Source organism: Anoxybacillus sp. UARK-01 (assembly GCF_002075365.1).
GTDB lineage: Bacteria > Bacillota > Bacilli > Bacillales > Anoxybacillaceae > Anoxybacteroides > Anoxybacteroides rupiense.
This window is the reverse complement of sequence record NZ_NASY01000011.1, coordinates 15,710-29,949: the sequence shown is the minus strand read 5'-3', so window position 1 is coordinate 29,949 and position 14,240 is coordinate 15,710. Positions and strand designations below refer to the sequence as shown.

The window sequence follows — 14,240 nt, the reverse complement described above, 5'->3', positions numbered from 1 at the left end:
TATAAGTTGCACCTTTGTACAACCACAGAAGGAATCGTCCTATCCCATGTCTTCACGACTGCGAATCGAAATGATGCAGCCGTTGCGCTCGAATTATTTCCATCTTTAAAGGAATGGAAGATTGAATTTGCCCTTGGAGATGCCGCCTATGACAGCGAAAAAGTCCGTCAAATAGCCGAACAGACAGGAATTTTTTTCGTTTCACCTATTAATCCTCGAAATAGCGATGAACGAAAAGATGCCTATGGTCGGATGATTCGTTCGTTTTTGAAAACAGAATTCGGAAAGTGGTTGTTTGGTTTTCGCAACTCGATTGAGCAGACATTTAATCAGTTAAAGAATGACGGATTAGAACAGCCGCGTTGGTATGGGTTTCATCGCTATTTACTGCATGTACAATTATGCATTCTTATGCACAATTTTGAGTTTTTACTCTAGTTTTGCAACACCTTCAAATTTATAACTTTACGATGATCGAATATACTCTAGCTACCTTTATACAACGCTATTACTTCTTCAACATCAGAACACATTTTAAAACAATTTCCAAAAACACGAATTACGGCTTTAATCCTTTTGGCGTTACTTTGTTTTCTATTTTCTTTAATATGAGGTCAAATAAAATGGCCAAAATGGCGGCAGGGATCGCTCCCGCTAGAATAAGATTTTTGTCCGCCACCCGCAAGCCGCGGTCGATCAGATCGCCAAGTCCTCCGGCACCGATGAATGTCGCCAGCGCCGCAACACCGATCGTTAACACGGTCGCGGTTCTTACTCCTGCCATAATCACTGGCAAAGAGAGGGGAAGTTCGACCATCCACAAAATTTGCCATGAAGTCATTCCCATTCCTTTCCCCGCATCCACAAGCGCCGGATCAACACCCAAAATGCCTGTATAGGTATTTCGTAAAATCGGAAGCAAGGCATACAGGGTCAACGCGATAATAGCCGGAAGCTTGCCAATTCCGAAGATCGGAAGCATAAATCCCAATAAAGCAAGGCTTGGAATAGTTTGAATAATCGCGGCCACTCCGATGACCGGTTCAGCAATCCTTTTATTCCTTGTCAAGAGAATGCCAAGCGGAACAGAGACAAGGATGGCAACCGCCATTGAAATGGCGGATAACATAATATGCTCTTGAAAGGCAAGCCAAATATCTTGCTTCCTGTCAATAAACGTTTGGATGAGATTCATCTGTTATCACTCCCTCACTGTTGCTTATGAAACTCCCATTCGGCTAAGCCGCGCATCAAGCTCGATCTTGTAATCACCCCTGCGAGCCGATCTCCTTCTAATATCGGGATCACGTTTATATCCTTATTTTGGAAAATTTCAGCCACATTTGTCACATCATCATCTTTCGTTAGCGTCGCACAATTCTCGGCCGTAATATCGGCCAGCACCCATTCTTCTTTGTCATATTGTTTTTCCAACTCTTTTAATGTCACGATGCCAAGAAAGACTTGCTTTTTGTCTGTAATCATTAAACTGTCTACTTTCTTTTCCTTCATCAAGCGAAAAGCCTCGGCTAATCCGCGGTTGGGAGAAGCAGTGACAACAAATGAGGACATTAAATCTTTCGCCGTCGGCACTAATGAGTTCCCCTGCTGAAGCCGGTTTTCCCCAATAAAACCGCGGACAAACTCATTGGCCGGACGCCGTAAAATCTTATCCGGGGTATCAAACTGGACGATTTCCCCTTCTTTCATAATAGCAATGCGATTGGCGATTTTTAGAGCCTCATCCATATCGTGAGTCACAAATACAATCGTTTTTTGCACTTCTTCTTGAAGCTTTACAATATCATCCTGAAGCTGCTCGCGGCTGATCGGGTCCAGCGCGCTAAACGGCTCATCCATTAGAATAATATCCGGCTCCGCTGCCAATGCGCGAATAACCCCTACACGCTGCTGCTGCCCGCCGCTTAATTCCGATGGATAGCGATGCTTAAAAGTGGATGGATCCAAGCCAACTAAGTCAAGCAGCTCATCGACGCGCTTTTCATACATATCGGCTTTCCACTTTTTCAATTTGGGCACAAGGGTAATGTTTTGCGCAATGGTCATATGGGGAAACAAACCAATCTGTTGGATCACATATCCAATGTTGCGGCGCAGTTCTACCGGATCAATCGTCGATATATCTTGACCGTCAATATAAATTTTTCCAGAGGTCGGTTCTGTCAAGCGGTTAACCATTCGCATCGTCGTCGTCTTTCCGCAGCCGCTTGGGCCGATTAACGTCACCAATTCTCCTTTTTTTATTTCGAGATTGATATTTTTTAAAGCAATAAAACCATCATCATACTGCTTTTTTACATTTTCAAATCGAATCATGCTGTCCCTCCTTCAAACTGGCTGTTTAGTCAATGAGTCCTTCCGATTTGAGGAAGTCGATCGCTACTTGTTTTGGCTGCTTCCCTTCGATATTGACCTGTCCGTTCAACTCCATCATTTTTTCATCAGATAAGATATTTTCAAGCTTGTTTAGCGCTTCTTCTAATCCCGGATTGGCATCCAAAACCTCTTGGCGAACAATCGGTACAGCATAGTATGGAGGAAAATAATGTTTGTCATCTTCAAGCACAACGAGGTTGTATTTTTTGATACGCGCATCGGTTGTATAAGCAGTAATGACATCAATATCGCCGTTTTTAGCGGCTTCATATTGCAAATCAGGGTCGATATTCGTTTTTTTCTTAAACTGAAATCCATATTCCTTGACTAACCCGTCGTATCCATCGCTCCGCTCAAAAAACTCGGCATCTGAACCGAATACGAGCTGATTCGATTTTTTTGCTAAATCCGAGCTTGTTTTCACCCCAAGCTCATCCGCCAGCTCTTTTCTCATAGCCAAAGCATACGTATTATTAAATCCAAGCGGCTTAAGCCAAGTAATATTAAATTTTTCCTTATATTCTTTTTTCGTTGCTTGATAGATATCATCTGGCGTTTGCGATGCGTCATATTGATTTTTTAAAATATTTAAGTAACCGGTACCCGTATATTCTACATAAGCATCGATGTCGCCACCTTCGATCGCCTGTTGCAGCATAAACGCGCCGCCCAGGCTATCCTTTACCTCTACATCCAAATCTGTATTCGCTTTTACGTATTCGGCCAGCAAATGCGTTAAAATCATTTGTTCGGTAAATTTTTTACCGGCAATCACAATCTTTCCTTTCTCTGCTTTTCCTCCCGTTCCGCAGGCCACCAGTGATAAGACTAATAAAATCGTTCCGATCAAAGCTGCACATTTACGCAATGAAATTCCTCCCCTTTACATGATCGAGCTAGCTCAAAGCTGTGATAGAGGATGTACAATCATCATTTAGAAACAATCACGTAACTATTCAGCATGTTATGCCTCATCACTAGAAACTTTATAAGAAAAACTCTTCCATAGCCAAAAACAAATCCCACGCCATTCAAGCGCTGCAAATTACTTTAAATGAACTTTCAAGGTCACATGACGATTAGCTGATTGTTTTAGATAGCGGAGACATATAGATGCGATGTACCATATTTCCAATGGCCGTTCCTTTAGACAGTGAAGAAACAACGAACAAGCGCCTACTCTTTTCTGTTTACCGGACTTGTATCAAAGGATGGAGCGCCGCTCTCATTTCTTTTCACGCTGAAGACAGATGACGGAAGCTGTCTTCAAACACTAAAAGATGGCGTTCATGCCAACAAACGAAGCAATGGAAGTCGTATGTTGCATCTGCTTCATATGCGGATATGAAATGTGTGACTGGTAGAATTCGCTACGGAATTTGATGAAAGAGGAGATTAAACATCTACTGGATATTCAACTGATGAGGAAACAAGACGAAGGGAAATCCGATCATACATAAAGCGATTGGTTATTCAAACATTTGAACGATTACCTTCATCAAAACAAAGCACCCTTCTGTCCAAAATGGACGAATCATCTTTTTTGCTCTAAGCAAAAACAAAAATCTCATGACCTCATTTGTATAAAGCAGACCTACTGATTCATCTTGCCAGGCAAGATCGCTTCATACGCGCCACGAGCGTCAGACAAGATTTCATAGATTACGAAGCATCCTGCTCCATACAGATCGTTGAGCCAACAAGGCTCTGCCTTCTAAACGATGATCGTTCATCCACTAGGAAAAACGATAGAATGTTTACAAAATGAAAAAAGACTCTTGTCTCAGCGCTGTCTCACAGTGAAAACCCGCCTCCATAGATAAAGGAAAATACAGCTTAAGATGAAGCAAGGGATGAACGAAGATCACTCCATCATACATGGATTTCTAAATTTCAACTCATGATTCCCTTTCATCTTCTGTATTCTTGGGCATGCTGCTTTCATAGCCCTGTTATGATCATCTTCACTCTTTATTTTTGATGCCTTCCGCCAGAGCAAATCCCCTCTTTCCATGGTTCTGAAAACAAGATCCAGCGATAATATGCTGAATAGTTACATAATTACAATGATTATTATACCGATACATAGATATGGTTTACAAATGGGAAATAAGTGTATATAAAGCGATATGTGCGAATTTCCCACGATACTAGTCGGATATATCCAGAATCCTCAGAAATACATCAATATCCTCCCATATGCTCTTATATACTTCCATATCCTTTCCTTTTAATACTCTCATTACAAAAAAATGGAATCATACCCCAGACGGCATGACCTTTATATTCAGAAGCGCTGCCACCAGACGAAAGGACAACATCCATGAAAAGAAGGTACAATACCCTTTCATTGATATAGACACCTGCGCAAAAACATTTTGGCACCATCAGGAGGATGAAAATCTCTTTTTCCCGTTTGATGAACAGGGAATTTTCGAGATAAATGTACCTTTTCAGCTCATACAATCAGCGCTTGCACTGAATGATCAAATAAAAAGGCTGTCCCAAAAGGTTTCACCTAGTTTGGGACAGCCATATATTGGTTATCGTTGATTGATTTCTTCTAACAGCAACTTATTCACAAGCTGCGGATTCGCTTGTCCTTTTGTTGCCTTCATAATTTGGCCAACTAAGAAGCCAATGGCACGGTCTTTTCCATTTTTATAATCCTCAATGGACTGCGGGTTGGCATCAAGCACTTCCAGCACAATTTTGCGCAGCGTTCCCTCATCAGAAATTTGGACAAGCCCTTGTTCTTTGACGATTTTTTCTGGGTCGCCGCCTTTTTCAACAAGCTCTTTAAAGATTTTTTTAGCGATTTTCGATGAAATCGTGCCGTTTTGAATCAGCTTAATCATGCCTGCCAAGCTTTCTGGAGTAAGCGCAATGTCGTGAAGCTCTTTTTGTTCGGCGTTCAAATAGCCTGATACTTCTACCATGAGCCAGTTTGACGCTAATTTCGGATCAGCGCCATTCGCAACTGTCGCTTCGAAGAAATCGGCCATTTCTTTTGTGATGGTTAACACTTTCGCATCATACTCCGGCAGACCAAGCTCTTTAATATAACGAGCCTGACGAGCATCCGGCAACTCAGGAATCGAGGCGCGAACGCGCTCCTTCCATTCATCGTCAATATAAAGCATGACAAGATCTGGCTCTGGGAAGTAACGGTAGTCTTCAGATCCCTCTTTTGTGCGCATCAAAATAGTGGTTTTTGTCGCTTCATCGAAACGGCGCGTCTCTTGGTGAATGACGCCGCCAGAAAGCAGAATTTTTTCTTGGCGTTTCGCTTCATATTCCAATCCTTGACGCACAAAGTTAAACGAGTTTAAGTTTTTTAACTCGGTTTTGGTACCGAATTTGTCCGATCCGATCGGACGGAGCGAAATGTTCGCGTCGCAGCGAAGCGAGCCTTCTTCCATCTTACAATCAGATACGCCTGTATATTGAATAATCGATTTTAACTTTTCCAAATAGGCATACGCTTCTTCTGGAGAGCGAATGTCCGGTTCAGAAACAATCTCAATCAACGGCGTGCCCTGGCGGTTGAAATCCACCAATGAATAGCCATCGCCTGTATGCGTCAGCTTTCCGGCATCCTCTTCTAAGTGAATGCGCGTAATCCCGATTTTTTTCTTTTTGCCGTTGACTTCAATTTCAATCCAGCCGTTCTGGCCAATTGGCTGATCGTATTGCGAAATTTGATACGCTTTCGGGTTGTCTGGATAAAAATAGTTTTTTCGGTCAAATTTCGTTTCCGTGGCAATTTCGCAATTTAATGCCATCGCCGCCTTCATCGCAAATTCAACCGCTTGTTTATTCAACACAGGGAGAACCCCTGGATAGCCTAAATCAATCACGCTCGTTTGTGTATTTGGGGGTGCTCCGAATGCGTTTGGACTGCTGGAAAAAATTTTCGATTTTGTTTTCAGTTCGACATGGACCTCAAGCCCGATGACAATTTCAAAATTCATCTTCATTTCCCCCCTTACAATACCGGTTTTTGTTTATGATAGTCCGTCGCTTGTTCAAATGCATGCGCAACGCGATAAATCGTGCTTTCATCAAAGTGCTTGCCGATGATTTGCAAGCCGACCGGAAGCCCGTTCACCAATCCGCATGGAATGGAAATGCCCGGAACGCCGGCAAGGTTAACTGGAATCGTTAAAATGTCATTCGCATACATGGTTAGCGGATCGCTCGTTTTTTCGCCGATTTTAAACGCTGGTGTCGGCGTTGTCGGACCAATGATGACATCATATTTTTCAAATACGTTTTCAAAATCCTGCTTAATTAATGTCCGCACTTTTTGCGCTTTTTTATAGTACGCATCATAATAGCCAGAGCTTAATGCAAACGTTCCAAGCATAATGCGGCGCTTCACTTCATTGCCGAAGCCTTCGCTGCGCGTCTGCTTGTACATATCAATTAAGTTTTTCGCATTATCCGTACGATAGCCGTAGCGGACGCCGTCAAAACGGGCAAGGTTCGCAGATGCTTCAGAAGAGGCAAGTAAATAATAAGTGGCCAATGCATATTTAGAATGCGGCAACGATACTTCCTCCCATGTTGCGCCAAGTCCTTCCAATACTTTTAATGCATGTAATACAGACTGGCGCACCTCCTCAGAGACACCTTCGCCTAAGTATTCTTTTGGCACGGCAATTTTTAGACCGCGAATATCGCCTGTTAATGCCGATATATAGTCTGGTACATCGACATTGGCTGATGTTGAATCCATTGGATCAAGCCCGGAAATCACCTGCAACAAATAAGCGTTGTCTTCAACGGTACGTGTAATTGGTCCAATTTGGTCCAACGAAGAAGCAAAAGCAACAAGACCAAAGCGCGATACCCGTCCATATGTAGGTTTTAAGCCGACGACACCACAAAACGCAGCCGGCTGGCGAATCGAACCGCCTGTATCAGATCCTAGCGCAAATGGCACCTCTCCTGCCGCAACAGCCGCAGCCGAACCGCCGCTTGAGCCGCCAGGTACGCATTCGATATTCCATGGATTGCGTGTTAATTGAAAACCGGAGTTTTCCGTGGAAGATCCCATCGCAAACTCATCCATATTCAATTTTCCGACTGTCACGGCATCGGCTTCCTGCAAGCGCTGTACAACCGTCGCATCATAAATTGGATCAAAATTGTAAAGAATTTTGCTGGCGCACGTCGTACGAAGGCCTTTTGTCACGATGTTATCCTTCACACCGATCGGCATGCCAAAAAGCAAGCCGAATTCTTCTTCGGTTGCTAGCTTTTCATCTAATTCTTTTGCTTTCGCACGTGCACGCTCCTCATCAAGTGTTAAAAAGGCTTGTACCTTCTCTTCGACTTCATGAATCCGCTTAAAGGATTCGCTCACTAAATCGGAAACGGAAATTTCCTTTTTATGCAACAGGCTATGTAATTCAGACATTTTGTAATCAAACAGCGACATGCTCTTCCCTCCCTTATTCTAAAATCGCTGGCACCCGGAATTGTCCATCTTGCTGATCTGGTGCATTTTTCAACACGTCTTCAAGCGGAAGGCCTTGTGCCGGCACATCTTCACGCATCACATTTTTCATATTCAGCACATGCGACGTTGGCGGAACATTTTCCGTATCCAGTTCATTGAGCTGCTCTGCAAATGTAATGATCGCATCTAGCTGCTTCGTAAACATTTCGGCTTCCTCTTCAGTAATCGCTAAACGTGCCAAATGAGCTACGTGCTTAACTTGCTCGATCGAAATTCTTGACATTTTCGTTCACCTCCAACATTCTCGACCTTTCACAATACTATGATGATACCAAACTTTCACTGATTAAAGCAACATGCGCTACTGGATTTAAATGCTTGGTCTTTTATCTTAACGAATCATTTGACGAGCGGACCCTCTCAATCATACAATGAAAACAATTTACATGGACTTATCCGTCATGATGGGAAAGCGGCCATGATGCTGTACCTGTCCTCCTATTTTTGATAGATTCACTTTACAGATTACCATTTTTCAGATATGAAGTTAGGACTGTGCTTCCACGGCCGATTTCGTTACAGGGATGTTGGACAAAAAAGCAAGGCATCAGACGCTTCCAAATGCGCCATTCATTCAGCCTTGATTTAAGCAACTATGCCACATTGTGGAAATGGCGCTTTGAAGCGTTGTCAAACTCCCTTTTCAGCTACTATTGGAAGATTCGCTCACATTTCAATCAATAGCGAACACGAATCAGGTGATTTTGGTAAAAATGATGAGAGGAGCAAGACTAATGAAATCGTTATTATGGAAGCGGCTCGCCGTTGCCGCCCGGAAAGAGCCGGCTGATCTCGTGGTCAAAAACGGGAAAATTATCAATGTATTCACTCATGAGATCGAAGAAGGAGATATCGCCATTGTTGACGGAATGATTGCAGGCATTGGACAATATGAGGGCCATTCGATCATTGATGCCGGAGGAAAGTATGTTTGTCCGGGATTCATTGATGCGCATGTGCACATTGAATCTTCCATGGTCACCCCAAGCGAATTTGCTCAAGCCGTGATCCCTCACGGTGTGACAGCTGTGATCGCCGATCCTCATGAAATCGCCAACGTATCTGGAGTGGAAGGAATACAATTTATGCTGGACGATTCCAAGCATGTGCCGCTGGACGTTTATATCATGCTCCCTTCCTGTGTTCCAGCGACATCGTTTGAACATGCGGGAGCTGTATTGACCGCGCAGGAGCTGGCTCCATTTCTCTCCGACTCTCGAGTTCTCGGATTGGCAGAAGTGATGGATTACCCGTCTCTTTTGCACGAGCGCTCACATATGCTCGATAAGCTCATCATGGCAGAAGAAGCGAACAAACGCATCGATGGGCATTTGGCCGGCTTGGATCATCAAGCGGTAAACGTGTACGCCAGCGCAGCCATAAAAACAGACCATGAATGTGCAACGGCCGCAGAAGCTTTAGAACGAATTCGCCGCGGCCTATATGTCATGATTCGCGAAGGATCCGTCGCTAAAGATTTGCTTCAGCTGATTCCGGCGGTTAACGTCCAAAATGCACGGCGATTTTTATTTTGCACAGATGATAAGCATTTAGATGAACTAATGGCCGAGGGAAGCATCGATCATAACATCCGCCTTGCTATACAGGCAGGAATCGATCCGATCACGGCCATTCAAATGGCGACACTTAATGTGGCTGAGTGCTATCGTTTAAATACAAAAGGAGCCATCGCTCCCGGATATGAAGCCGACTTTTTACTGATTGACGATTTGCGTTTATTGCAAATTTCACACGTTTATAAAAAAGGGGTGCTCGTGGCCGAAAACGGCAAAGCCGTCTTTTCCACATCAGCAGAAAAGAAAAATTTAGGAGACCGAATTCTCCAATCTGTTCACGCCCCCGTCATCACAGAAAGAGATCTGCAAATTCCTTTTTCAAAAGGGACGAAGGCCCATGTTATTGAAATTATTCCCAATCGCTTACAAACGAAGCGTATGATCGAATCAGTCGATGTCCACCAAGGACGATTCGTCCCTTCCATAACAAAAGATTTATTGAAGCTTGTTGTTGTTGAACGGCATCAACAGCGCGGAATCGGACTTGGCATTGTGAAAGGGTTTCAACTGCAAAACGGCGCGATTGCTTCATCCATCGCCCACGATTCGCATAATATTATCGCCGTCGGCACAAACGATCGCGATTTACTGCTGGCCATCGATCATATCAAGCAGCTTAACGGTGGACTCGTTGTCGTGAAAGACGGAGCAATCATAGCCGACCTGCCGCTTGAAGTTGGCGGTCTTATGACGACAAGAAGCTGCAGCGATGTGTGCGAAAACTTGCAAAAAATCAAAGAGGCATTGATGGATATCGGGGCATCTCAAGCGTTTAATCCATTCATTACCCTCGCTTTTTTAGCTTTGCCAGTCATCCCAGAACTGAAATTGACGGACCAAGGATTGTTTGACGTACAGACCTTTCAATTTATTCCGGTAGAAGCATAAGTCGGATCCCCTCTTTCGGATGAAAGAGGGGATTTTTTACTTATTTATGTATGATTTTGGAAAATAAACAGAACCAAACTAACAAAAATTCACAAAATCAAGCTTCATGTGGAAAAAATAAATGGAAAATGATATTCTTAACCGTGTAGTTTTTTACAGCGCTAGCTTAGATAGACCAAACCCGTTTGTCCCTATGACGAAAAGCACATATTGATAACAAAGTGCTATTCATGGCATATAAACCATAATAGAAAAGGAGTGAAAACATGAAGATCGCCGTACTCATTCCTTGCTATAACGAGGAACAGACCATTGGAAAAGTGATCTCAGATTTTCAAAGAGAATTACCAGAAGCCGATATTTACGTATATGACAACAACTCAAAGGACCGCACTTCAGAAGTTGCGTCCCAGCATGGCGCTATTGTTCGAAAAGAAACTCGCCAAGGAAAGGGACATGTCGTTCGTTCGATGTTTCGGGAGATTGATGCCGATATTTATGTCATGGTTGACGGCGATGACACATATCCGGCCGAATTTGTTCATCGGCTAATTGAACCGATTAAAAACAAAGAAGCCAATATGGTGATTGGTGACCGCTTGTCAAACGGCACCTACTTTCAGGAAAACAAACGACCTTTCCACAACTTTGGCAATAATTTGGTAAAAGGATTAATTAACTTCCTTTATAAAAGCGATATTAAAGATATCATGACTGGCTATCGCGCGTTTGATAAGTGGTTTGTCAAATCCATGCCCGTCATGAGCCCGGGATTTGAAATTGAAACGGAAATGAGCATCCATGCTCTTGATAAAAAGTTTTTAATTAAAGAGGTGCCGATCGATTATCGCGATCGTCCAGAAGGCAGCGAATCCAAGCTTAATACGTTCTCTGATGGATGGAAAGTGTTAAAAATGATTTTCACCTTATTTAAAGATTACAAACCATTCTTATTCTTTTCACTATGGGCGCTGTTATTTTTCATTCTTGGACTAGCCGCAGGGATTCCGGTTATCGTAGAGTTTGCCAAAACAAGCTTCATTACTCGTATCCCGTCGGCGATTTTAGCCGTTGGATTAATGATTTTTGCCTTGCTATCTTTCGCATGTGGATTGATTTTAGATACCGTTGCCGCTGCACACCGAAAGCAGTATGAATTGGAGTTGAACCAAATTTATAAGCAAATGCGGAGGGAAGAAAATGACTACATCTCTTAATCGCTACGCTATAAGCGTAGCTGCCGCTTTGCTCAGCGGTATAGCAGTCATCTTTTTTTTCACGCCAATTCTTGATGTTTCCTTTCTTGTTATCCTTTTGGTGATCGCATTGCTCGCTTTTTGCTATTATCAGCTTTTTTTTATGGCTTCGTCCCTTGCATCCTTTAACAAACGCAAAAAGCACATCACCATTGGGTTTACATTGGTCTTTTCATTCTTAGCCTTTCTTAGTTTAAAAGGAGAGCAATTTTATTTATCAGATAATTCTTGGTTGACGCGCGCATATGTATATATTGGTACATATGCAACGATTTGCTCGCTCGTCCTATGGATCATTTTGTCGCTTGTAAACATTAAAATGAATGAAGTTCCTCGCTCTGTCAGCAAATGGAACATCCTTAAATATGCTCTCCCTTCTCTAGTAGTTTGGACCCTTTATCTGTTGGCGATTTTTCCTGGGGGAATGACCGCTGACTCCATTTATCAATGGGAGCAAGCTCATACAGGAAAATTTAATGATTGGCATCCCTTAATGTATACATTTTTCATTATGATTCTAACAAAAATCTGGGACTCACCTGCCGTGATCGGCCTCTCGCAAATCATCATCATTTCGTTGATTTTTGGCTATTGTATGCGGCAATTTGAAAAAGCTGGGGTTAAACCATTTTTGCTTTGGATCATATCGATTATTTTTGCTTTAAGTCCTATTAATGGGATTTATTCTATCACCATATGGAAAGATGTTTTATATAGCACCTTTATTTTATTGTTTACTACGCTCGTTTTTAATCTTGTCATTACCAACGGAAAATGGATTAAACGCAACACCCATTTCTTTCTTTTTATCATGACAGCTCTAGGAGTGATTTTTTTCCGGCACAACGGCTTTGCCGTCTGTTTAGTCATGCTCGTGATCTTGCTTATTTGCTTCCGGGAAACATGGAAGCAATGGGTCTTTTCCATTTTCTTTATCGTTGCAGCCCATTATATTGTCACCGGTCCTGTATTTACCTATCTGAAAGTTGTGCCAGCGGATCCAAACGAGGCATTAAGCATTCCGACGCAACAGCTCGCTCGGGTTGTTGCTTATAATGGGAACCTGACGGATGAACAAGCAGATTATTTAAATCAAATTTTACCTTTGGAGCTCTGGAAGAAAAACTATAATCCATACCTTACAGACCCCATTAAATTCGCCAAGCAATACAATCGAAGCGCGATTTTTCCTGACCACCTTTCTGATTATTTACGCACATGGTGGGATATTTGTATGCAAAATCCAAAGCTTGTGATACAAGCCGCGCTCAAGCAAACATCTCTTGTTTGGCAAATGAACCAGCCTAATGATGGGTATACATCGACGTTTGTCACCAATGTCTTTTACGGAAATAAGTTTGGTCTGAAAAACGAAATCATTTTCTCTCCGCTGACATTGGCAGTGAAAAAATATTTATCGATCTCTGACACAACATTCAAACCGTTGATTTGGCGGCCGGCCATCTATACCTTTTTCATTTTGCTATTCACATTTGTCGCCTTTTTACGAAACAATTGGAAAGCCTGGCTTGTGCCACTCATAGTTCTTTTAAATACCGGAACCGTATTAGCCGCTTTGCCAGCGCAAGATTTCCGTTATTTATATTCTAATTCGTTAGTATTCTTTATTGCCTTTTTATTTGCCTTCGTTTCTTATAAAAAGAAGGAGATGAGGACATGAATCGGTTTGTTCAGTCCTTGCAAAAAAACAAAATCGGCATTTTATTCATTCTGATTGCCTCTGTCAGCACCGCCAGCGGACAGATGCTTTGGAAGCTATCGGACGGAAATTGGAACGTTTATCTGTTATTCGGGTTCTCCCTTTATTTTATTGGAGCTGTTTTAATGATCGTCGCTTTTCGCTTCGGAAGTCTTTCTGTGCTGCACCCTCTTCTCAGTATGGGATATGTGTTCGGTCTTCTGTTGGGAGTCGCCTTTCTTCATGAACCAATCACCACCATGAAAGTAATAGGGACTCTTCTCATTACGAGCGGCGCCATACTGATAGGAGGTGGCGATCATTAGTTCGTTTCTCTTGCTTTTAATCATGACCTTGTCCGGGGCGTTAGGAGGCTATTACTTTAAAAAAGCATCCAGCCAGCGCTTAGGATTCCAAGCAGCGTTTTTGCTCCCGTTATTCATTGGCGGTATGCTTTATGGGATAGGAGCCGTGCTTAATATTATCATTTTAAAGCAGCTCCCTTATACTATCGTGTTCCCTTTAACATCCATCACTTATATTTGGACGCTCGGTTTATCGTATGTTCTGTTAAAAGAACATATCACCCGCAAAAAAATGGCAGGGGTCTTGTTGATTTTAATCGGCTCCATTTTCCTTGTGTTATAAACGGCAAAAAGCTGCTTCAAGGGAGCAGCTTTTTGCCATTATCCTTCTATTCTCCTCTCCTTCCCCTATCTTCTACCGCAAAAATTCAACATTTATAGATTTCATAAAAAATGACATTTTTATAATTCTGTCGATCGGTGTATAATAGGATAATGGAAAATAAATACATGAATGACTGATTGAAGTAAGACCCCCTCTAGTGATCGATGTCGCCATCACAAAGACATTGGATAGAGTCAGTGTTAGGA

At 42.6% G+C, this 14,240-nt stretch carries 12 protein-coding genes; 6 read left to right on the top strand and 6 right to left on the bottom strand.

Annotation, left to right across the window (positions count from 1 at the left end; all coding sequences use genetic code 11):
- A partial coding sequence (locus B6A27_RS01280) for a transposase (RefSeq protein ID WP_139788035.1) occupies window positions 1-438 on the top strand: 438 nt, incomplete at its 5' end.
- A gap of 121 nt (window positions 439-559) precedes the next feature.
- On the opposite strand, the gene B6A27_RS01275 is transcribed toward B6A27_RS01280, so the two are convergent.
- The 6 genes from B6A27_RS01275 to gatC form a co-directional block, all read right to left on the bottom strand.
- Entirely contained in the window at window positions 560-1,195 is a 636-nt protein-coding gene (locus tag B6A27_RS01275; RefSeq protein WP_044741367.1) for an ABC transporter permease, read from the bottom strand.
- Window positions 1,196-1,209: 14 nt separating this feature from the next.
- A complete protein-coding gene (locus B6A27_RS01270) occupies window positions 1,210-2,337 on the bottom strand; it encodes an ABC transporter ATP-binding protein (protein ID WP_080859701.1) in 1,128 nt (375 codons plus the stop codon).
- Between the two features lie 25 nt (window positions 2,338-2,362).
- Entirely contained in the window at window positions 2,363-3,265 is a 903-nt protein-coding gene (locus B6A27_RS01265; protein ID WP_044741365.1) for a glycine betaine ABC transporter substrate-binding protein, read from the bottom strand.
- Window positions 3,266-4,940: 1,675 nt separating this feature from the next.
- Window positions 4,941-6,371, bottom strand: coding sequence for an Asp-tRNA(Asn)/Glu-tRNA(Gln) amidotransferase subunit GatB (gene gatB, locus B6A27_RS01255; RefSeq protein ID WP_044741363.1), 1,431 nt, complete (start codon window positions 6,369-6,371; stop codon window positions 4,941-4,943).
- Between the two features lie 14 nt (window positions 6,372-6,385).
- Entirely contained in the window at window positions 6,386-7,843 is a 1,458-nt protein-coding gene (gene gatA, locus B6A27_RS01250) for an Asp-tRNA(Asn)/Glu-tRNA(Gln) amidotransferase subunit GatA (protein ID WP_080859696.1), read from the bottom strand.
- A gap of 13 nt (window positions 7,844-7,856) precedes the next feature.
- Window positions 7,857-8,147 carry an Asp-tRNA(Asn)/Glu-tRNA(Gln) amidotransferase subunit GatC gene (gatC, locus tag B6A27_RS01245; RefSeq protein WP_044741361.1) on the bottom strand — a complete coding sequence of 97 codons (291 nt, stop codon included), beginning with the start codon at window positions 8,145-8,147 and terminating at the stop codon, window positions 7,857-7,859.
- Between the two features lie 511 nt (window positions 8,148-8,658).
- Between gatC and ade the strand changes: the two genes are divergently transcribed.
- From ade to B6A27_RS01220, 5 genes are all read left to right on the top strand, one after another.
- Complete coding sequence (gene ade / locus B6A27_RS01240) at window positions 8,659-10,389, top strand: adenine deaminase (RefSeq protein WP_080859694.1); 1,731 nt, start codon at window positions 8,659-8,661, stop codon at window positions 10,387-10,389.
- Between the two features lie 266 nt (window positions 10,390-10,655).
- Window positions 10,656-11,606 (top strand): DPM/DPG synthase family glycosyltransferase, encoded by a 951-nt coding sequence (locus B6A27_RS01235; protein WP_044741359.1) that lies wholly within the window; start codon window positions 10,656-10,658, stop codon window positions 11,604-11,606.
- Window positions 11,590-13,326 carry a DUF6020 family protein gene (locus B6A27_RS01230; RefSeq protein WP_080859692.1) on the top strand — a complete coding sequence of 579 codons (1,737 nt, stop codon included), beginning with the start codon at window positions 11,590-11,592 and terminating at the stop codon, window positions 13,324-13,326. The genes B6A27_RS01235 and B6A27_RS01230 overlap by 17 nt, the downstream gene beginning before the upstream one ends.
- Window positions 13,323-13,670 (top strand): EamA family transporter, encoded by a 348-nt coding sequence (locus B6A27_RS01225; RefSeq protein WP_044741357.1) that lies wholly within the window; start codon window positions 13,323-13,325, stop codon window positions 13,668-13,670. The genes B6A27_RS01230 and B6A27_RS01225 overlap by 4 nt, the downstream gene beginning before the upstream one ends.
- The gene (locus B6A27_RS01220; RefSeq protein ID WP_311975581.1) at window positions 13,657-13,992 is read left to right on the top strand and encodes an EamA family transporter; all 336 of its coding nucleotides are present in this window, start codon (window positions 13,657-13,659) and stop codon (window positions 13,990-13,992) included. The genes B6A27_RS01225 and B6A27_RS01220 overlap by 14 nt, the downstream gene beginning before the upstream one ends.
- Window positions 13,993-14,240: the final 248 nt, after the last annotated feature.

Coding starts and splice junctions, on each gene's coding strand:
- B6A27_RS01275 (WP_044741367.1), bottom strand. CDS start 1,195: ATGAATCTCATCCAAACGTTTATTGACAGGAAGCAAGATATTTGGCTT.
- B6A27_RS01270 (WP_080859701.1), bottom strand. CDS start 2,337: ATGATTCGATTTGAAAATGTAAAAAAGCAGTATGATGATGGTTTTATT.
- gatB (WP_044741363.1), bottom strand. CDS start 6,371: ATGAATTTTGAAATTGTCATCGGGCTTGAGGTCCATGTCGAACTGAAA.
- gatA (WP_080859696.1), bottom strand. CDS start 7,843: ATGTCGCTGTTTGATTACAAAATGTCTGAATTACATAGCCTGTTGCAT.
- gatC (WP_044741361.1), bottom strand. CDS start 8,147: ATGTCAAGAATTTCGATCGAGCAAGTTAAGCACGTAGCTCATTTGGCA.
- ade (WP_080859694.1), top strand. CDS start 8,659: ATGAAATCGTTATTATGGAAGCGGCTCGCCGTTGCCGCCCGGAAAGAG.
- B6A27_RS01235 (WP_044741359.1), top strand. CDS start 10,656: ATGAAGATCGCCGTACTCATTCCTTGCTATAACGAGGAACAGACCATT.
- B6A27_RS01230 (WP_080859692.1), top strand. CDS start 11,590: ATGACTACATCTCTTAATCGCTACGCTATAAGCGTAGCTGCCGCTTTG.
- B6A27_RS01225 (WP_044741357.1), top strand. CDS start 13,323: ATGAATCGGTTTGTTCAGTCCTTGCAAAAAAACAAAATCGGCATTTTA.